18 protein-coding genes are annotated in these 18,349 nt (G+C 72.1%); 14 read left to right on the top strand and 4 right to left on the bottom strand.

Annotated elements, in window-relative coordinates; genetic code table 11:
- The first annotated feature begins 256 nt into the window (after nt 1-256).
- The 3 genes from JKV81_RS12060 (at nt 257) to JKV81_RS12050 (ending at nt 2,133) form a co-directional block, all read left to right on the top strand.
- The gene (locus tag JKV81_RS12060; RefSeq protein WP_124279367.1) at nt 257-1,315 is read left to right on the top strand and encodes a fatty acid desaturase family protein; all 1,059 of its coding nucleotides are present in this window, start codon (nt 257-259) and stop codon (nt 1,313-1,315) included.
- A 96-nt stretch (nt 1,316-1,411) separates the two neighbouring features.
- Nucleotides 1,412-1,594, top strand: coding sequence for a tail-anchor membrane protein (locus tag JKV81_RS12055; protein WP_028442276.1), 183 nt, complete (start codon nt 1,412-1,414; stop codon nt 1,592-1,594).
- Nucleotides 1,591-2,133: an MOSC domain-containing protein gene (locus JKV81_RS12050; protein ID WP_202075844.1), complete on the top strand. Its 543-nt coding sequence runs from the start codon at nt 1,591-1,593 to the stop codon at nt 2,131-2,133. Before JKV81_RS12055 ends, JKV81_RS12050 begins: the two co-directional genes overlap by 4 nt.
- A 57-nt stretch (nt 2,134-2,190) precedes the next feature.
- On the opposite strand, the gene JKV81_RS12045 is transcribed toward JKV81_RS12050, so the two are convergent.
- Nucleotides 2,191-3,048, bottom strand: coding sequence for a hypothetical protein (locus JKV81_RS12045; protein ID WP_129260120.1), 858 nt, complete (start codon nt 3,046-3,048; stop codon nt 2,191-2,193).
- A gap of 207 nt (nt 3,049-3,255) precedes the next feature.
- Between JKV81_RS12045 and JKV81_RS12040 the strand changes: the two genes are divergently transcribed.
- Nucleotides 3,256-4,161 (top strand): oxygenase MpaB family protein, encoded by a 906-nt coding sequence (locus JKV81_RS12040; RefSeq protein WP_202075842.1) that lies wholly within the window; start codon nt 3,256-3,258, stop codon nt 4,159-4,161.
- A gap of 81 nt (nt 4,162-4,242) precedes the next feature.
- Here JKV81_RS12040 and JKV81_RS12035 read toward each other — a convergent pair whose 3' ends face one another.
- On the bottom strand, nt 4,243-4,842 hold the full coding sequence (locus tag JKV81_RS12035) for a methyltransferase domain-containing protein (protein WP_129260122.1): 600 nt from the start codon (nt 4,840-4,842) through the stop codon (nt 4,243-4,245).
- Between the two features lie 160 nt (nt 4,843-5,002).
- On the opposite strand from JKV81_RS12035, the gene JKV81_RS12030 reads away from it, so the two are divergent.
- The 9 genes from JKV81_RS12030 (at nt 5,003) to JKV81_RS11990 (ending at nt 13,180) form a co-directional block, all read left to right on the top strand.
- Nucleotides 5,003-5,800, top strand: a complete 798-nt coding sequence (locus tag JKV81_RS12030) for an MHYT domain-containing protein (RefSeq protein WP_202075798.1) — start codon at nt 5,003-5,005, stop codon at nt 5,798-5,800.
- Nucleotides 5,801-5,860: 60 nt separating this feature from the next.
- Entirely contained in the window at nt 5,861-8,437 is a 2,577-nt protein-coding gene (locus tag JKV81_RS12025) for a sensor histidine kinase (RefSeq protein WP_202075796.1), read from the top strand.
- A complete protein-coding gene (locus JKV81_RS12020) occupies nt 8,434-8,871 on the top strand; it encodes a roadblock/LC7 domain-containing protein (RefSeq protein ID WP_129260125.1) in 438 nt (145 codons plus the stop codon). Before JKV81_RS12025 ends, JKV81_RS12020 begins: the two co-directional genes overlap by 4 nt.
- A gap of 10 nt (nt 8,872-8,881) precedes the next feature.
- Entirely contained in the window at nt 8,882-9,289 is a 408-nt protein-coding gene (locus JKV81_RS12015; RefSeq protein ID WP_129260126.1) for a DUF742 domain-containing protein, read from the top strand.
- Nucleotides 9,290-9,462: 173 nt separating this feature from the next.
- The gene (locus tag JKV81_RS12010; RefSeq protein WP_202075793.1) at nt 9,463-10,098 is read left to right on the top strand and encodes a GTP-binding protein; all 636 of its coding nucleotides are present in this window, start codon (nt 9,463-9,465) and stop codon (nt 10,096-10,098) included.
- A gap of 181 nt (nt 10,099-10,279) precedes the next feature.
- Nucleotides 10,280-10,690, top strand: a complete 411-nt coding sequence (locus tag JKV81_RS12005; protein WP_129260246.1) for a roadblock/LC7 domain-containing protein — start codon at nt 10,280-10,282, stop codon at nt 10,688-10,690.
- A 108-nt stretch (nt 10,691-10,798) separates the two neighbouring features.
- Nucleotides 10,799-11,803 carry a DUF6397 family protein gene (locus tag JKV81_RS12000; protein WP_236056384.1) on the top strand — a complete coding sequence of 335 codons (1,005 nt, stop codon included), beginning with the start codon at nt 10,799-10,801 and terminating at the stop codon, nt 11,801-11,803.
- Nucleotides 11,804-11,843: 40 nt separating this feature from the next.
- Nucleotides 11,844-12,332: a GNAT family N-acetyltransferase gene (locus JKV81_RS11995; protein ID WP_202075792.1), complete on the top strand. Its 489-nt coding sequence runs from the start codon at nt 11,844-11,846 to the stop codon at nt 12,330-12,332.
- Nucleotides 12,333-12,535: 203 nt separating this feature from the next.
- Complete coding sequence (locus JKV81_RS11990; protein ID WP_129260129.1) at nt 12,536-13,180, top strand: LAETG motif-containing sortase-dependent surface protein; 645 nt, start codon at nt 12,536-12,538, stop codon at nt 13,178-13,180.
- A 174-nt stretch (nt 13,181-13,354) separates the two neighbouring features.
- Here JKV81_RS11990 and JKV81_RS11985 read toward each other — a convergent pair whose 3' ends face one another.
- The gene (locus JKV81_RS11985; RefSeq protein ID WP_202075791.1) at nt 13,355-15,448 is read right to left on the bottom strand and encodes a SpoIIE family protein phosphatase; all 2,094 of its coding nucleotides are present in this window, start codon (nt 15,446-15,448) and stop codon (nt 13,355-13,357) included.
- 177 nt (nt 15,449-15,625) lie between these two features.
- Here JKV81_RS11985 and JKV81_RS11980 point away from each other — a divergent pair, with 177 nt between their 5' ends.
- The gene (locus JKV81_RS11980; RefSeq protein ID WP_202075790.1) at nt 15,626-16,684 is read left to right on the top strand and encodes an enoyl-CoA hydratase/isomerase family protein; all 1,059 of its coding nucleotides are present in this window, start codon (nt 15,626-15,628) and stop codon (nt 16,682-16,684) included.
- Between the two features lie 139 nt (nt 16,685-16,823).
- Here JKV81_RS11980 and JKV81_RS11975 read toward each other — a convergent pair whose 3' ends face one another.
- A complete protein-coding gene (locus JKV81_RS11975) occupies nt 16,824-18,305 on the bottom strand; it encodes a rhamnulokinase (RefSeq protein WP_202075787.1) in 1,482 nt (493 codons plus the stop codon).
- Between the last annotated feature and the right edge of the window lie 44 nt (nt 18,306-18,349).

The raw sequence follows: 18,349 nt of genomic DNA, 5'->3' as shown, positions 1-18,349 counted from the left end.
GATGTCAGATTCCTCAAATTTGACTAGTGAGCCCGGGGTTCGCCGAGGGTACTCCACCCACGGCCCGTTCCGGGAGAAATGCCCAGTGATCCACCTCACTCATTTCTGCCTTCTGAAGCCTGGGGTACAGCCCGCACCACCACCGGACACGGGGGATTCCCCCCGCACGGCCGGGGTGATGGCGCCATGGCTGCCGCAGGCCCGCTCTCCGTACGTTTGACGAGGTCAGCGCAGATGCCCAGAAACCGGAGACGTCATGCCCCCAGCAGCCACCGTTGCGCAACACCCCCTCGACGGATCGGAGGGGCCGGCGGTCGCGCCGCTCCCCGGAAGCGATTTCGCGCCCCTGCTGAAGACAGTCAAGGGGCAGGGGCTCCTGGAACGGCGCACCGGCTGGTACGCGGCGGGCATCGCCGCCAACCTCGTCGCACTCGGAGCCGTGATCACCGGCATGGTGATCCTCGGTGACACCTGGTGGAACCTCTTCCTCGCCCTGCCGCTGGCCGTCCTGTGGACACGTACGGCCTTCTTCGGGCACGACGCGGGACACGCCCAGATATCCGGCGACCGCAAGGCGAGCCGGGTCATCGGCCTCGTGCACGCCAATCTGCTCCTCGGGATGAACGAGGCCTGGTGGAACGACAAGCACGTACGCCATCACGCCAACCCGAACCACGTGGACAAGGACCCCGACGTCGGGGTCGGCGCCCTGGTCTGGACCCAGAAGCAGGCCGCCCAGCGCGAGGGCTTCGCCCGCTGGCTCACCCGCAACCAGGCGCGGCTCTTCTTCCCGATGCTGCTCCTCGAAGGCATCGCGCTCAAGATCTACGGCTTCCAGTTCCTGCGACGGCAGCCCGCCCGTGAACGGGCCCTGTCCGGACTCCTGCTGGCCGGCCACCTCGCGCTGTACGCCACGCTGCTCCTGAGCGTCATGTCCCCCGGCAAGGCCCTCGTGTTCGCCCTCGTGCACCATGCGCTGTTCGGCCTCCACCTGGGCATGGCCTTCGCCCCGAACCACAAGGGCATGGAGATGCCCGACCCCGACGGTGACCGCTGGGGCCACCTGCAACGCCAGGTCCTCACCTCGCGCAACGTGCGGGGCGCCGTCCTCACCGACTGGTTCCTCGGCGGCCTGAACTACCAGATCGAGCACCACCTCTTCCCGAGCATGCCCCGTCCCCACCTGAGGCTGGCGCAGCCGCTGGTGAAGGCGCACTGCGCATCGATCGGGATGCCGTACGCGGAGACGGGAATCATCGAGTCGTACCGGCAGGCGCTGGAGCACATGCACGAGGTCGGCGAGCCGCTCCGGTAGACCGTCGCAGGGCTTGTGCGCCCCAGCAGGAACGGATGGGGGCGCACAGGCGTTGTCCCAGCAGGAGCGGCTCCGGCCGCGGAGGAGGCATGGATCATGTCGAACGGTGCAAAGATCGCCATCGGGGGAGTGGTCGCAGCAGTCGTCCTGATTCCGTTCATCGGATTCTGGTGGTCGCTGCTGGTCCTCATCGGCGTACCCACGGTGGGGTACCTGATGCTGGACCCGTCGCAGAGGCGCAGGCTGCGCAGGATCAGCCGTAAGGAGATAGGGCGCTGAACAGCTCGGTCACCGCGGTGAGCAGCAACGGCGTGTACTCCTTCACCAAGCCGAACAGGGACAGCGTCACGCTCTTGGCCGGACTCGGTGTGGAGGGTGACGTCCATGCCGGGGTCACCGTGAAACACCGCTCCCGGGTCGCCCAGGACCCGACGCAGCCCAACCTGCGGCAGGTCCACCTCATCCACCAGGAGCTCTTCGCCGAGCTCCGGGAAGCGGGGTTCGAGGTGGGCCCCGGCGACCTCGGGGAGAACGTCACCACCGGCGGGATCGACCTGCTCGCCCTGCCCGTGGGCACGCTGCTGCACCTCGGCGACGAAGCCGTCGTCGAGGTGACGGGTCTGCGGAACCCGTGCCTGCAGATCGACCACTTCCAGGACGGGCTGCTCAAACAGGTCGTCGGCCGCGCGGACGACGGCACCGTCGTCCGCAAGGCCGGAATCATGGCAATCGTCACCACGGGCGGTGTGGTGCGGCCCGGGGACGCGGTCGAGGTGGAGCTGCCCGTGGAGCCGCACCGCCCGCTGGAGCGCGTGTAGTACACACGGGCCGCGCCGACGGACCCGAGGGGGCCCGACGGCCGCGGCGCCGCGCGGTCAGGACGGCCGGACGGCCAGTTCGTCGAGCGACTTCAGCAGGCCCGGCAGCTCGGGCCCGCGGCCGACCGGAATGATTTCGCCCGGTTCCTCGTCCAGCAGGATGAACGCGATGTCGTCGGTCCTGGCCACCAGGGACCACCCGGGCCCGTCGACCCGCAGCGTACGGGCCCCACCGGGGGCGAACGCGGAGCGGATCCGGCCGGGCGGCGGCGGCGAGCCGGCGTACGCCCGCGCCGCTTCGAGTGCCTTGCGTACGCCGGGATGCTGCCCTGAGCCCGCGGGCTCGGCTGCGCCCTCCTCCGCCTCGGCCTGAGGCTCGCCGCCGGTACCGGGCTCCCCGGACCGGCCGAACGCGGTCTCGTCGTCGATCTGATCGCGCCACGCCGCCCACTGAAGGGCGATCTCGTCCGCTCCGAGGCGCCGCTGCGGTGCTCCCCAGACCTCGGTGTCCGGCGGTGTCAGCGGCGCCGGACCCTCGTCGTCAGGACCGGGCACCGGATCGTGCGGCGCGGGGACGCCCGGCGCGGCGACCGCCAGGGCGAGCGGCCATCCCGGGAGCGCGCAGACGACCGAGCGGTCGTCGGGGGAGAGGTCGTACTCCATCCCGCAGTCCCACGAGGCGATGGCGACGGCCACCAGCGAGACGTCCTCGACGACCACCGTCCACCGCGCGCCGTCGCTGTCCTGGCCGAGCACGAGACCGTACCCCTCGGCGTACGGCTCCAGGCCGAGCGCGGCGCACGCGGCCACGTAGTCGTCGCCCAGCACGCTGGGGAACTGCGCGGGGGTCAGCAGCACCGCGGTCAGTACAAACAGCGCGTCGTCGTCGGCGACCGTGTCGTCCGTCGCAGCCACAGCACCCACCCTCATCCCTGGTCGCTTGTTCCGTCGGCGCACCTTAACTACTCGGTAACCCTGTCGTCGAGGCCCTGACAAGCGAGAACGGCCACGTATCCGGAGACGGCCACCGGCCGCCGGGGCACGCCACGGAGCCCCTCGTACCGTGGTCCCGGACCGCCCATGACCCGTAGGGTTGTGACACCGGCCGACAAGGGGGACAGCATGGTGGAGCGGTTCGAACGGCTGAAGCAGATCCAGCGGCTGGACCCGGAGCGGGACTTCCTGGAGATCTACCGGCTCACCGTGTCGTACGAATTCCCCTGGGACATCACCCGCGCTCTCGAACTCGCCCTGTACCGCACCTACGCCGTCCCCAGCATCGGGCGACTGCTCGCGGAGACAGGGGAACTGACGGAACGTTCACAGAAGAGGTACGACGACACCGCACTTCTTCTGGACGCCGTCGTCGAGCACGGTTTCGACAGCGAGGAGGGCCGCACGGCCGTCCGGCGGATCAACCGGATGCACCGCAGCTACGACATCAGCAACGACGACATGCGCTATGTGCTGTGCACGTTCGTCGTCACCCCCAAACGCTGGCTCGACTCGTACGGCTGGCGCCGGCTGTCCGGGCACGAGCTGCGCGCGTTCGCCGCGTACTACCGCACGCTCGGCGCCCGCATGGGCATCCAGGACGTGCCGCAGACGTACGAGGACTTCGAGCGCGCCCTGGACGCCTACGAGGAGGAGCACTTCGGCTGGGACGAGGGCGCGCGGGCGGTCTCGGACGCCACCCTCGCCCTCATGGGCTCCTGGTACCCGCGCCCGCTCGCGCCCCTGGTCCGCAGGGCGAGCCTGGCCCTGCTCGACGACTCGCTGCTGCGGGCCTTCCGGTACGAGCGGCCCGGCCCCATCGCCCGTGGGCTGACCCGCGGCGCCCTGCGCCTGAGGGCCCGCGCGGTACGGCTCCTGCCGCCGCGCTCCACCCCGCACTACGCCCGCCAGAACCCCGAGATCAAGGGCTACCCGGACGGCTACGAGCTGGCCCGGCTCGGCACGTTCCCGACCCCGGGCGTGCGCGGCTGTCCTGTGCCGCACGGCCGGCCCTCGGACGCACCCGCGGAATGAACCGGGCGGGCGCGTGGACCACTCCGGGCGCTCAATGGGCGCGCCCGGAGCGGTCCACGGGGCCGTACCGGTGCCGCCCGGTCAGCCGGTCCGTACGGCCAGCGCCAGGAATCGGCTGTCCTCGTCGGCGTAGGACTCCAGCCGCCAGCCCGCCCCGGCCAGCAGCGGCGTGAGACGGGGCTCGGCCCGGAGATCGTCGTCCGAGAGCGTCCGGCCGTGCCGTGCGGCCAGCGCCGCGCGCCCGATGGGGTGGAACAGAGCGAGCCGGCCTCCCGGGCGCACGACCCGCGCCAACTCCCCGAGCCCCTGCCCGGGATGCGGGAGGTGGGAGATCAGCCCGGCGGCGAAGACGGCGTCGAGGACTCCCGTGCGCAGCGGGAGCCGTGCGGCATCGGCCAGCACAAGGGTGCCGCTCGACTCCCTTCCCGCTCGCAGGGCCGCGGCGAGCATCGCGTGCGTCACGTCGGCCCCGACGACCGTGCCGCCGGGCCCCACCGCGCCACGCAGGGCAGGCAGCGCCCGTCCTGTGCCGCAGCCCGCGTCGAGCACGGCGTCGCCGGGACTCAGCCCGAGCTCACCGACCGCGACGGCGAAGGCGGGGCCGTCATCGGGGAAACGGCTGTCCCAGTCCGCCGCGCGCGGGGCGAAGAAGTCCTGGACGTGTGTGTGGTCGTCGGCCATGCGGACATGATCGCGCAGTCCGCACCCGAACGAAACGGACGAAGCGGTGCACGCGTTCGAACGTTGCCCGATCGTCAGGGAACATCTCTCTGTCATATCCCAGCACCTTTCGAAGCGCGCCCCCGGTGCGCGCCCCGGAGCGGGCTAGCGTCCCGGATCCATGGGACACCTGGACCACGCCACCTTCGGCTGGCTGACACCCGTGCTGTCGTACGCGATGGCCTCGGTCGGCGCCGCACTCGGACTCCGCTGCACCGTGCGCGCCCTCGGCACCAGCGGCCGCTCACGGCGGAACTGGCTGCTCACCGCCGCATCCGCCCTCGGCACCGGCATCTGGACGATGCACTTCGTCGCCATGCTCGGGTTCGGTGTCACCGGCACCGACATCCGCTACGACGTGCCGCTCACCCTCCTCAGCCTGCTGATCGCCATGCTGGTGGTCGGAGCGGGCGTCTTCGCCGTCGGCTACGGCCGCGACCGCCCGCGGGCCCTCTTCGCCGGCGGCCTCACCACCGGCCTCGGTGTCGCGAGCATGCACTACCTGGGCATGGCCGCCCTGCGTCTCCACGGCACCGTCACCTACGACCCTGTGCTGGTGACGGCGTCCGTCGTCATCGCCGTAGTCGCGGCCACCGCCGCACTGTGGGCGGCGCTCCACATCACCTCACCCGGAGCGGTGGCCGTCGCCTCGCTCGTCATGGGCGCGGCGGTGAGCAGCATGCACTACACCGGCATGCTGGCGATCGGCGTCCGGGTCGCACCCTCGGGGGCCGAACTCCCCGGGGCCACGGTGATGCAGTTCATCTTCCCCCTCGCCGTCGGCCTCGGGTCGTACCTCTTCCTCACCTCGGCGTTCGTCGCGCTCTCGCCGCCCGCCCGGGACCGTACGGCCGGGGCGCCGGCCACGGCCTCCGGCGGCGCCTCCGCCCAACGGGCCGCGAGGGCTCCCGTCGGCTGACCGCCCGCGCGCCGTACACAGAAAACGGGGCACACAGCTCCCACCCGGAACGAGGAGGCCATGCGCCCACCCCGCACGACGACCCCGGCCCCAGGCGCACGCCCCGGCCTGCCCGCGACACCGCCGCGCGGACGACGCGCACACGCCGGACCGCCTGCGGACGAACGCTCCGAGCACGGGGCGGAACCGCCTTCGCCCTCCGGGTCCGGACGCGGTTCGCTGCGCCCCCGGACCGTACGGGCAAAGATCATCTCCCTGCTGATGGTGCCCGTCGTCTCCTTGCTGGGCCTCTGGGGACTCGCCACCGTCACCACGGCGCAGGACGTGGCACGCCTGCGTGAGGTCCAGCGCGTGGACAGCACCGTACGGACCCCGGTCACCGCGGCCGTCGGCGCGCTGCAGGACGAACGCACGGCGGCACTGCGCCGGCTGGCCGCTCCCGGAGCCGAACACGCCGCGGCACTGCGGCGGCAGGCCGCCAGGACGGACACGGCACTGAAGGCCCTGGACCTCGGCGGCGGACACACCGTCGCCGACGCCGGCATCCTCCCCGCAGGAGCCGCCGCCCGGCTCGGTGACTTCCTCGACCGGACCCAGCGACTGCGCACCCTGCGCACCGGGCTCCTGGATCCGGCGGACGGCTCGGCCCGGGCCACTGCCACGGAGACGCGGACCGTGTACGCGCGGTACACCGCAACGATCACCGCGGGCCTCGGTGTCGCGGGGGCCCTGACCCGCATCCAGGGCGCCGAAGCCGGCTCCGAGGCCAGCGTCATGCTCGAACTGGCACGGAGCGGTGAGATGCTCGCCCGGGAGGACGCCCTGCTGGCATCCGCCGCCCTGACCGGCACACTCGACGGGGAGCGACTCCGCCTGTTCACCGGCGCCGTGGCGACCCGCCGGGCGCTGGCCGAGGCGGCGGGAGCCGATCTGCCGGCCAGCGCGCGGACGGCCTGGCGCGACCTCACCGACCGCACCGCCTACCGGCGCCTCATGGCGGCCGAGGACACCGTCCTGGCCGCGCCGCCCGGCCGCCGCGCGGCGGAGGCGGTGCCTGCCACGGCCTGGGAGCGGGACGCGAGAGCCGTACGTACGGAGCTGCGCGCCATCGAGACGGCGCAGGACGGACGCGCCTCGGGCCTCGCGGGCCCCTTCGCCCGTGCGCTGTACAGTCCCGCGGGGGCCGCGGTCCTGCTCGGATTCCTGGCCGTAGCAGCCTCGTTGGTCATCTCCGTACGCATCGGTCGCGGCCTCGTCGTCGAGCTCGTCGGCCTCCGGGACGGCGCGCTGGAGATCGCCCGGCACAAACTGCCCCAGGCCATGAGGCGCCTGCGCGCGGGTGAGGAGATCGACGTACGGGCCGAGGCGCCCCGCGGCCCGGCCTCCCACGACGAGATCGGCCAGGTGGGGGAGGCCCTGGACACCGTGCACCGCGCGGCCCTCGACGCCGCCGTCGAACGCGCCGAACTCGCGGGCGGCATCTCCGGGGTCTTCGTCAACCTGGCCCGCCGCAGCCAGGTCCTCGTCCATCGCCAGCTGGCTCTGCTCGACGGCATGGAGCGCCGCGCCGAGGACCCGGGCGAACTCGGTGACCTGTTCCGCCTCGACCACCTCACCACCCGCATGAGACGGCACGCCGAGAGCCTGATCATCCTCTCCGGTGCCGCCCCCGGGCGCGCCTGGAGGATGCCCGTACCGCTGACCGACGTCGTACGCGCGGCGGTCTCGGAGATCGAGGACTACGCGCGCGTGGAGGCCCGGACGCTGCCCGACGCGGCCGTGAAGGGCGCGGCGGTCGCCGACCTCACCCATCTGCTGGCCGAACTCGTGGAGAACGCGGCCCAGTTCTCGCCACCGCACACCAAGGTGCGGATCAGCGGGGAGCCCGTGGGCAACGGTTACGCCCTGGAGATCGAGGACCGCGGGCTCGGCATGGGCAAGGAACTGCTGGACGAGGCCAACCGCCGCATCGAACAGTCCGAGACCCTCGACCTCTTCGACAGCGACCGGCTCGGCCTGTTCGTGGTCAGCAGGCTCTCCGCCCGCCACCGGATCAGGGTCCAGCTGCGCACCTCCGCCTACGGGGGCACGACCGCGGTGGTGCTGCTGCCGACCGCGCTGCTGCGGAGCGGACCTACAAAGGGCCCACCAAACGGCCCGGAGGCCGCCGCGCACCGGACGACGACGGTGGCCAGGGACGACGAGGGGCCGGGGGCCGGCAACACCCCGATCCCGGCACACCCGCGCCCCACCGCCTTTCCCGCCCCGGTCGCCGTACCCGCCCTCGACCCGGGTGCGACGTCGACCGCGCGGGCCGAGCCGCGGCCTGGACCGGCCCCGGCGACCACCCCGCACCGGCGCCCGCGCCCCGCCGACGAGGACGGTGAACTGCCTCGCCGCGTCCGGCAGGCCAGCCTCGTACCCCAACTGCGTGAACAGCGACGGCCGGAGGAGGGCGAGGCCCGCGCCGGCGGGTCCGCGCCGGCCGACCGCACCCCCGAACAGGCTCGTGACCGCATGACCGCCTACCGCGACGGATGGATCCGTGGAGGTGGGGCCGCACCGGGGAAGAACCCCGCGGGCCGGTCCGCCCCCGCAGCCCCGTCCCACCGGCTCACCGAAGGAGACCAGACATGATCGTGAACGCGAGGCCCGGACGGGCCTCCCGCCCTTCCGGCGAACTCGACTGGCTGCTGGACGACCTGGTCGCGCGGGTCGCGGAGATCCGGCACGCCGTCGTCCTGAGCAACGACGGGCTGGCCGTCGGCGCCTCCCACGCGCTGAGCCGCGAGGACGCGGAGCACCTCGCGGCCGTGGCCTCGGGCTTCAACAGCCTGGCGAAGGGCACGGGACGCCACTTCGGCGCCGGGAGCGTCCGTCAGACGATGGTCGAGATGGACGACGGCTTCCTGTTCGTGGCCGCGGCCGGGGACGGCTCCTGCCTCACCGTCCTGAGTACGGCGATGGCGGACATGGGCCTCGTGGCGTACGAGATGGCGCGGCTGGTGAAGCGGGTGGGCGAGCACCTGGCCACCCCGGTGAGGCTCGCCGGGCGGCCGGCGACGGGCTGAGGACCGGCACGTGCGGACGGGCGAGGGCGGAGACCCGCCGGGCAGTCAGTGGTACGACGCCGAGGCGGGCCCGCTGGTCCGCCCCTACGCCGTCACCGGCGGCCGGACCGAAGCGGGGCCGGGCGGGGCCCGCCTCGACCTGATCGCCCTCGTTGTGGCCGACGGCGATGATGCCGGACACCAGGGGGAGGTGCTGCTGGGGCCCGAGCACAGGGCCCTGCTCGCGCTCTGCCAGGACGAGGTCCAGTCGGTCGCGGAACTCGCCGCGGACGCCGACCTCCCCGTAGGGGTGGTGCGGGTGCTCCTCGGAGACCTGCTCGACGCGGGCTGTATCCGGGTCAGCAGGCCCGTCCCGCCCGCGCAACTCCCCGACGAGCACATCCTGCGGGAGGTGATCGACGGCCTCCGGGCTCTCTGAAGCCTCTGCCAACTGTCGTGGACACCGCCAGCTCAGGGCGGAAAGCGGACCCGTCCGGGTCCTGAACGAAAGAATCCGGATACATAAGTCGAATTCCGTTCACCTTCGTCGGCGACTGCCCCTGATTGCCATGCTGTCGCCCCTACTGATGGCACTGGCGGGAGAAGTGATCGATGTCCTCCGAGTACGTGGACAGCACAGGTGAGGAGGAGGCCGGGGAATCCACGGCCCTCGCCCTGAAGATATTGGTCGCCGGCGGATTCGGCGTCGGCAAGACGACGCTCGTCGGCGCCGTGAGCGAGATCCGCCCGCTGCGGACCGAGGAACTCCTCAGCGAGGCCGGGGAGGCCGTCGACGACACCGGCGGGGTCGATCAGAAGACCACCACGACGGTCGCCATGGACTTCGGGCGGATCACGATCCGGTCGGGACTGTCGCTCTATCTCTTCGGCACGCCGGGGCAGGACCGGTTCTGGTTCCTGTGGGACGAACTGTCCCAGGGTGCGCTCGGGGCCGTCGTCCTGGCCGACACCCGGCGGCTCGAGGACTGCTTCCCCGCCGTCGACTACTTCGAGCACCGCCGCATCCCCTTCGTCGTCGCCGTCAACTGCTTCCCGGGCGCGCGGACCTACGCCGAGGACGACGTCTCGCGTGCGCTGGACCTGGACCGGGGAACACCCGTCGTCCTGTGCGACGCGCGTGACCGTGCCTCCGGGAAGGAAGTCCTGATCCGCATGGTCGAGTACGCCGGCCGTATGCACACCGCACGGCTCCTCGATTCGGTCGGCCAGGCTGCCGGGTCCGCGTGAGACGAGCACCCCGGCACGGTCATCCGTGTCCCGCGCCCGCGCTCCGCACGCCCCTGTGTCCACGGCGGGCGGGCGGTGGCGCGAAGCAGCGCCCCCGGGGTGGGGAGGCGCTTGCCCGCAGGGAAGCCGTACGCAAGGCTTGCGCGGACGTGGGGAACTGATGAACGGGGAGGACGAGCACATGGCGCTGGACCGGGGACTTGACTGGCTCCTTGACGATCTCACCGGCCGGGTGGAGCACATCCAGCACGCGCTGGTGCTGTCGAACGACGGGCTGGTGACCGGGGCCAGTACGAGTCTGGCCCGGGAGGACGCCGAGCACCTGGCGGCGGTCTCGTCCGGGCTGCAGAGCCTGGCCCGGGGCTCGGGGCGTCACTTCGGCGCGGGAAAGGCACGTCAGACCATGGTGGAGTTCGACGAGGCGCTGCTCTTCGTGACGGCCGCGGGGGACGGCAGCTGCCTGTGCGTACTGACCGCCGCCGAGGCCGATGTCGGCCAGGTCGCCTACGAGATGACCCTCCTGGTCAACCGGGTGGGCGAGCACCTCGGCGTGACGGCCCGCCAGGAGGCCGAGCGTATCGACCATCTCTGACCTGCGGTTCCTGCGGGGATCCAGGAGTTATCCACAGGCTCCCCGCGTGATTGCTCCCCGGGCTACCGTGGTCACACAGAGTATTCGACCTCACGGGGGAGGACGGTCATGACCGTTACGGAAGCCACCCGCACGCACACCGCAGGGGCCGCGTCCATGTGCGTGCCGGCGGGACGGGCAGCTCAGGAACTGACGTTGAAGCGAGGCGAGTTCGACCTCGCCGTCCACCTCGGGCTGATCGCTGTGGAACCGGCGGCGGTCGGGGGAAGGCCGCGGATCCGTCAGCAGGAGATCGACCGGCTGCGCGGGCTGCCGGGATTTCCCGGATCGCTCCGGGACCAGGTGCGTACGGCGGGCACGGCGGAAGCGGCCACGCTCCTCGGGGTAAGGCCCGTGCGCTTCACCGGGCTTGCCCGCATCGGGTGCGTCACACCGGTCGCGTTCTACCTGAACCGCTACCGCGCGGTGGTCTGGCTCTACCTGGTGGACGATCTCCTCGCCTTCGCCGCGAGAGAGCCCGGCCTGATCACGGGCAAGAGCCCGGCGGGGATGCGGACCATGCTGGACGCGGGCATCGACCGGCGCGCGCGCAACTGGCGTTCCCGCAGGATCGCCCGGCTGCTCAGCCGGGCGGAGGACCCGTGGACACGCGCGGCCCTGCAGGCGTCCGCTCTGGACCCGGTTCAGCTCGCGGAGGTCGTCGAGGATCCGTACGAGCGGGCCTATCTGGCCCGGGTACAGCCGGATTCCGTGTTCGGCCGCCCGGGGTCCGTGTCCGGCAGGGAGGCCATGGAGAGGCTGATGCTGGCGGACGACCCGGACGAGATCCTCTGGCGCCGGGTCAATCTGACGCTGGAGCTGGAGCGGGCACGCGAACTCCGCCCCGCACCGCGACCCGGACACGACCCCGGGTTCCACCCTGTCAGGAGCGGTCCCGCCCGGAGCCGCCTCGCCCGGGGCCGTATGGCCGCGGACCGGCCGGCGGCCGGACTCCTGGTGCCGGTATCCCCGCAGGCGGGCCCCTCACCCCGCCGGCCTGCGGGAAGGCCCGGTGCCGGACCAGGGTTGCTCGCGAGGATCGGCCTGCGCAGGCCGGGGCGCGGAGATCGTTAAGGGGTTGCGCACAGATGTACGGCGGGGCATCTTGACGCCCATGCTGATCAGAGAAGCCACCGACAAGGACTGGCCCGCCATCTGGCCGTTCTTCCATACCATCGTCGCCGCGGGGGAGACCTTCACCTTCCCCTTGGACCTCGGCGAGGACGATGCCCAGGGCTGGTGGCTCATCCCGGAGCCGGGACGCACGGTGGTCGCGGTCGACGAGGCCGGGATCGTCCTCGGTACGGCCAAGATGAACAGGAACCACATGGGCAACGGCTCGCACATCGCCAGCGCCAGCTACATGGTCGCACCGGAGCACTCCGGCCGGGGCGTGGGCAGGGCCCTGTGCGCCTACACCGTGGACTGGGCGCGTACGGCGGGATATCGCGCCATGCAGTTCAACGCCGTGGTGGAGACGAACAGCCACGCCGTGAAGCTGTACCGCTCCCTCGGATTCGATGTCATCGGCACCCTGCCCGAGGGGTTCAACCACCCCACACAGGGCTATGTGGGGCTGCACATCATGCACAAGTCCCTCTGAAACCACCCTCACAGTCAGCCGGAGCGGCCGTGAGGCCAACGGCTTCCGGCCATCCTGGCGTGTCCGTCATGTCCCAACTGGCGGTGATGTGGGCACGGTTGGGGTGCCGCTGAGACATGGGGCGGGTGCGCCCCCTGATACGGGGGGCAGTACTGTGCGCCCCACCGCCATCCCAGCGGTGAACTCATATGGAGGAAGAATCCATGACCATACCCAGGAGATCGTGGCGCGGCGCGGGAGCATTCGCGGCCGCCGCGGTAGTCGGCCTGGCCGGCGGAGTCCTCTCCGCAAGCCCGGCCGCAGCTCACACCCCCACCTGGGCCGTGACCTGCTCCGAAGTGACGCTCAACCTGACGGCCTACTCGGGCAACGCCACCAACGAGGTGACCGTTTCCGTCGTGGGCGGCGACGATCTGCTTGCCACGACCAAGTTCGGCCGTGAGTACAGCACCAAGACGCCGCTCCAGCTCCCCGAGCACGACAAGGAGCTGACCGTCCGCCTCGTCGTCAAGGCCGGGGACAGCGACAAGTACTCCTTCGACGACACGAAGACCGCTCCGGTGTGTGAGGACGACACCCCGTCGCCCACCCCGACCGAGGCGACGCCTTCGGAGGCCCCGAGCACGGAGCCGCCGGCCTCGGAGACCCCCGAGCCGAGCGCGACCCCGAGCGAGACCGCCACGGAAGCCGCGCCTGCCCCGGCGGAGCCGAGCAGCAGTGCTCCGGACCTCGCCGAGACCGGTTCGTCGTCCGCCACGCCCGTCATCGGTGGAGCCGCTGTCGCGGTTCTCCTCGCCGGCGGCGGCATCCTGTGGTCCGTCCGTAAGCGCCGTACGGCGCAGCACTGACGTCACCCGGGCATCCCGGCGCGGTGATGGAAGAACACCGCCGCGCCGGGTGGGGGCGCACCGTGACAACTCCGTCGCGGTGCGCCCCCGCCGCGTTCCGAGGCCCCGCGGCGCCCAGCTCCAACCGCAACGGCAGCCGCAGCCGCTGTCCCGGCCACCGGTGCGGCCGCGGGATCAGGGGACGGGGCCGATCTCGCACCAGACCGCCTTGCCCTCGCCCCGCGGCTCGATGCCCCAGCGCTCGGCGACCGCGTCCAGGAGCAGCAGGCCACGCCCCGAGGTCGAGGTCTCGCCCGGAGTGCGGCGCCGTGGCCAGACACTGGAGCGGTCCTGGACGGACAGCCTGATGCGCCGGACGGGCTCCGGCAGCACCTCCAGTGTGAGTACCGCCCCGCCCTCCGTATGCAGCAGCACATTGACCAGCAGCTCACCGGTGACCAGCTCCGCGTCGTCGGCCAGGCCCGCGAGGTCCCAGTCCGTCAGCGCCTGACGCACGATCGACCGGGCCTCCGACAGCCCCTGCGGATCCGCCTGATGGATGTACTGGTGCAGCCGGGGAGCACGCGGCGACCCGAGGTCCGGACTGCGCCGCAGAACCAGCAGGGCCACGTCGTCGCCCGAACCCCACCGCTCCCACAACCGGTCCGACAGATGGTCGGCCAGCGCCTCCGCACCGTCGGGCCCTTCGCTCACCTCGTGGATCAGCGCAGCGACCCCCGAGTCGACATCGGCACCCGGCTCCTCGACCAGCCCGTCCGTGTACAGGACGAGGGTCTCGCCGGGCACCAGATCGAGACGGGTCTCCGGATACTCCTCGTCCCAGAAGTCCGAGGAGAGGCCCAACGGCAGCCCCCCGCGCACCTGCGGGACGCCGACCCGCCCGTCCGTATGCCTGATCAGCGGCCCGAAGTGGCCCGCGCGCACCACGCGAACCGCACCCGTGGCGAGATCCACCTGTGCGTACGTCGACGTCGCGAACCGGTCGGTGTCCAGCTCGGCCAGGAAGCGGGAAGCCCGCGCCAGTACGGTCGCCGGAGGGTGCCCCTCGGCGGCGTACGCACGCAGGGCGATACGCAGCTGGCCCATGATCGCCGCGGCATGCGTGTCGTGTCCCTGCACATCGCCCACCACGACGCCGATACGGCCCCTGGGGAGCGTGATCACGTCGTACCAGTCGCCGCCGACCTCACGCCCGCTCCACGCCGCGTGGTAGCGGACCGCGATCTCACCGCCCTCGATCTCCTGGATCCGCCGCGGAAGCATGGCCGACTGGAGGCCGGTGGCGAATTCGCGTTCCTCGTCGAAGAGGATCGCCCGCTGCAGCGACTGGGCCACGATGGCCGCCAGGCCCAGGCACAGGATCCTCTCGTCGGCACTGAACACCGTGCGTTCGCGGTAGAAGAGGGCGAGACCGCCCAGCGAGCGGGCCTGAGCGATCAGCGGAAGGTAGGCGACGGCCTGGAAGTTCAGCTGGCCGATGTGGGGTTCGAGCGCCGGGTAGCGCCGGATCAGCGATCCCAGCGAGGTGATGAAGCGGGGGCGCCCGCTGAGGATGGTGTCCCCGAGGGGAAGCGTCGCGTCGAGCTGCCCGGAGCCCAGGCCTTCGAGCACCTCCACCGAGTCACCGCTGAGCGCGATGATCTTGAGGGTCGAGTTCTCCACCAGCCCGAGGGCCAGCCCGTCCGCACCGATCCCGACGAGGCCGCCCGGGCCGGTGAGCGCGGCCGTGACGTCGTCGACGGTCACCGCACGTGACATCGCAGTGGTGGTGCGTTCGACGATGCTCGTCTGGCGGCGGCGGCGCTTTTCCACATCCAGCACGAAGGCCGAATGGGTGACCTCGGCCGTCGCGTCCCGCACCACACCGATGACACGGTGTGCCCGGCCGTCCTCCGACCGCAGGATCCGCGCCTGGACGTGCGTCCACTGCCAGGTCCGGTCCTCCAGGGGCACCTGGAAGTGCACGCTGTACGAGTCGCTCCCGCCGGAGATCGCCTCTTCGACGGTGGCTTCGAGACGCGCGCGGTCCGTCGCGTCCAGCCGTTCGAGCACGACCCCCGGCCGCGCGTCCGAGGTCGCGGGATCCAGGCCGAAGACCATGAGCCCCGCCTCGTCGATGTCCAGCGTCTCGGCGTCCAGATCCCACTCGAAGCTGCCTGTGCGGTTCAGGGCGAGGCGCTCCTCGATACCGGTCCCACCGGCGTGTCGCCGATCGGACCGGGGCGGCGACGCTGCGTCGCCGTCTGCTCGCCGTGAAGAGTCGGTCATGCCTTCTCCGGAGGTCGTCCGGCGGGGCTGCTGGACGTCGCGGCCCATCGGTCTCAATTGTCGAGCCCGCGATGCGGGAGTGCCACAGCGGTTTCACAGGAGACCCGGCGCCAGGGCTCCGCGACGGCCGTCGCAGAATGGCAGCAGAGATCGTCCACGGCTGACCGGAGCGCACACATGAACGACGAAGAGCCCGTCCTGCTGCACACCGAGGGCCACATCCTGCACATCACCCTCAACCGCCCCCGAGCCCTCAACGCGCTCACCCACACCATGGTGCGCGGCATCGACGAGGCGCTCACCGTGGCCGCGGACGACGACGCCGTCACGGCCGTCGTGATCGCCGGGGCGGGTGAGCGGGGCCTCTGCGCCGGCGGCGACATCCGGTCGATCTACGAGGACGCCCGCGCCGGCCGACGTGCGTCCGTGGACTTCTGGCGTGACGAGTACCGTCTGAACGCCCGGATCGCCAGGTTCCCCAAGCCGTACGTGGCGCTCATGGACGGCATCGTGATGGGCGGCGGGGTCGGGGTGTCGGCCCACGGCGACGTCCGCGTCGTCACCGAGCGCTCACGCGTCGCCATGCCCGAGACCGGGATCGGCTTCGTTCCCGACGTCGGCGGCACCTACCTCCTGGCCGCCGCACCGGGCGAGCTCGGCACCCACCTCGCACTCACCGGCAGGGCCGTCGGGGCGGCCGACGCGCTGCTGTGCGGGCTGGCCGACCACTTCGTCCCGTCCGGCCGTCTCGCCGACCTGACAAGCGCGCTCGCCGCCGCCGGGACCCCCGACGAGGTGACGGCCACCGTGCGCCGGTACGCGACCGACGCGCCGGACGGAGAGCTGGCCGGCCACCGTGAGTGGATCGACGCCTGCTACGCCGCCGACACCGTCGAGGAGATCATCGACCGGCTGGTCGACAGCGGCGTCCCCGCCGCCAAGGAGACCGCCGCCGAACTCCTCACCGCCTCGCCCACCGCGCTCAAGGTCACCCTTGCCGCCGTACGCCGGACGAAGCGGCTCGGCAGCCTGGAAGCCGCTCTGGACCAGGAGTTCCGTGTCTCCTGCCACGCGTTCGCCGGACATGACCTGGTGGAGGGCGTACGCGCCCGGATCATCGACAAGGACCGGGCCCCGCGATGGAGCCCCGCCGAGCCCGGCGACGTCACGGCCGCCGACGTGGCGCGCCACTTCGAGCCGCTGGGCGACGAGGAACTGGGCCTGGCCCCGGCCTGACCCTCCCGGCCTTCCCGGCCCGGCCTGACCTTCCTGGCCCGGCCGGGACGTGGACCCGACCCGTGGCCCGTACACCGAGCTTCCCGTCCGGCCCCCCGCTCACCCCGGCAGCGAAGCCCGAGGGGGGCGCCGGGGCCGCTCAGGCGCACGCCTCCAGCCGTCCCGCCGCCCGGTCCCAGGCACCCCTGTCCCCCCGCGGCGAGTAGTGGCGCAGTTCCTGCGTGCGCGCGACCAGCCCCCGCATGTCGCTCAGTCCGCCCACCAGCCCGTGCGCCCGTGCCTGGAGCAGCACATTGCCGAGCGCGGTGGCCTCGGCCGGTCCCGCGGTGACCGGCAGACCCGTCGCGTCGGCGGTCCACTGGCACAGCAGCGCGTTGCGCGACCCTCCGCCGACCAGGTGGATCCGAGTCAGCTCACGGCCTGCCAGCTGCGCTGCCTGCCGCAGCGTCCTCCGATGGGCCAGCGCCAGGCTCTCCAGCACGCACCGCACATACCCGCCGGGCCCGTCCGGCGGCTTCTGCGCGGTCCGGGCCAGCGCGGCATCGATCCGCGCCGGCATGTCGCCCGGTGCCAGGAACACCGGATCGTCCGGGTCGATCACGGCCGCGAACGGCCGGGCACGCGCCGCCTCCACGAGGAGATCCGCGAGACCCGTCGACGTACCGGAGCGCTCCCACGTACGACGGCACTCCTCCAGCAGCCACATCCCCATGATGTTGCGGAGGTAGCGCACGGTGCCGTCCACACCGCGCTCGTTCGTGAAGTTCGCCGCCCTGGACTCCTCGGTCAGCACCGGCGCGTCCAGTTCGAGGCCGGCCAACGACCAGGTGCCGCACGACACGTAAGCGAAGCCCGGTCCGGTCGCGGGGACCGCGGCCACGGCCGACGCCGTGTCGTGGGAGGCCACGGTGGTCACCGGTGTCTCCTCCGGCAGACCGGTGTACCCGGCCACGTGCGGAAGCAGGGTGCCCGCACGCTCGCCCGGTTCACGCAGGGCGGGGAACAGCGAACGCTCCAGCCCCAGCCGGCCGATCAGCGCGTCGGACCACGTGCCGGTACGCGCGTCGAACAGCGCGGTCGTCGACGCGTTGGTCACCTCCGCGCCCACCGACCCCGTCAGCCAGTACACCAGCAGATCGGGCATCAGCAGGAGCGTCCGGGCCGCCGGCCACTGAGCCGCGGAGCGGTGGGCCGCCAGCTGGAAGACCGTGTTGAACGGCAGATGCTGCAGCCCGCCGACCTCGTACAGCTCCCGTGCGCCGATACGCGCCAGTACCTCCTCGGCCGCAGGCGTGTTGCGCTCGTCGCGGTAGTGGTACGGGAGCCCGAGCAGCGACCCGTCGGAGTCCAGGAGCCCGTAGTCCACGGCCCACGTGTCGATGCCCACCGAGGTCACGGGCCCCCGGTGGGCAGCCGCCCGCAGACCGTCCAGCACGCCCTGGTACAGGGCGAGTACGTCCCAGTGGAGCCCGTCGGGGAGCCGCACCGGCGTATTGGCGAAGCGGTGCGCCTCGGCCAGCTCCAGTTCGCCGGGGCCGACCCTGCCGGTGATCACCCGGCCGCTGGTGGCCCCCAGGTCCACCGCGGCGAACACCGGGTCGTGCCGTGAAGTCGCAGACATGGAAGGTCTCATCCGATCCGGGCGGCGCCGCGCCCCGGGTGTGT

This window comes from Streptomyces silvae, from assembly GCF_016745505.1.
Classification (GTDB): Bacteria; Actinomycetota; Actinomycetes; order Streptomycetales; family Streptomycetaceae; genus Streptomyces; species Streptomyces silvae.
Note: the sequence above shows the minus strand (reverse complement) of the source record. Positions and strands in the feature narration are given on the sequence as shown.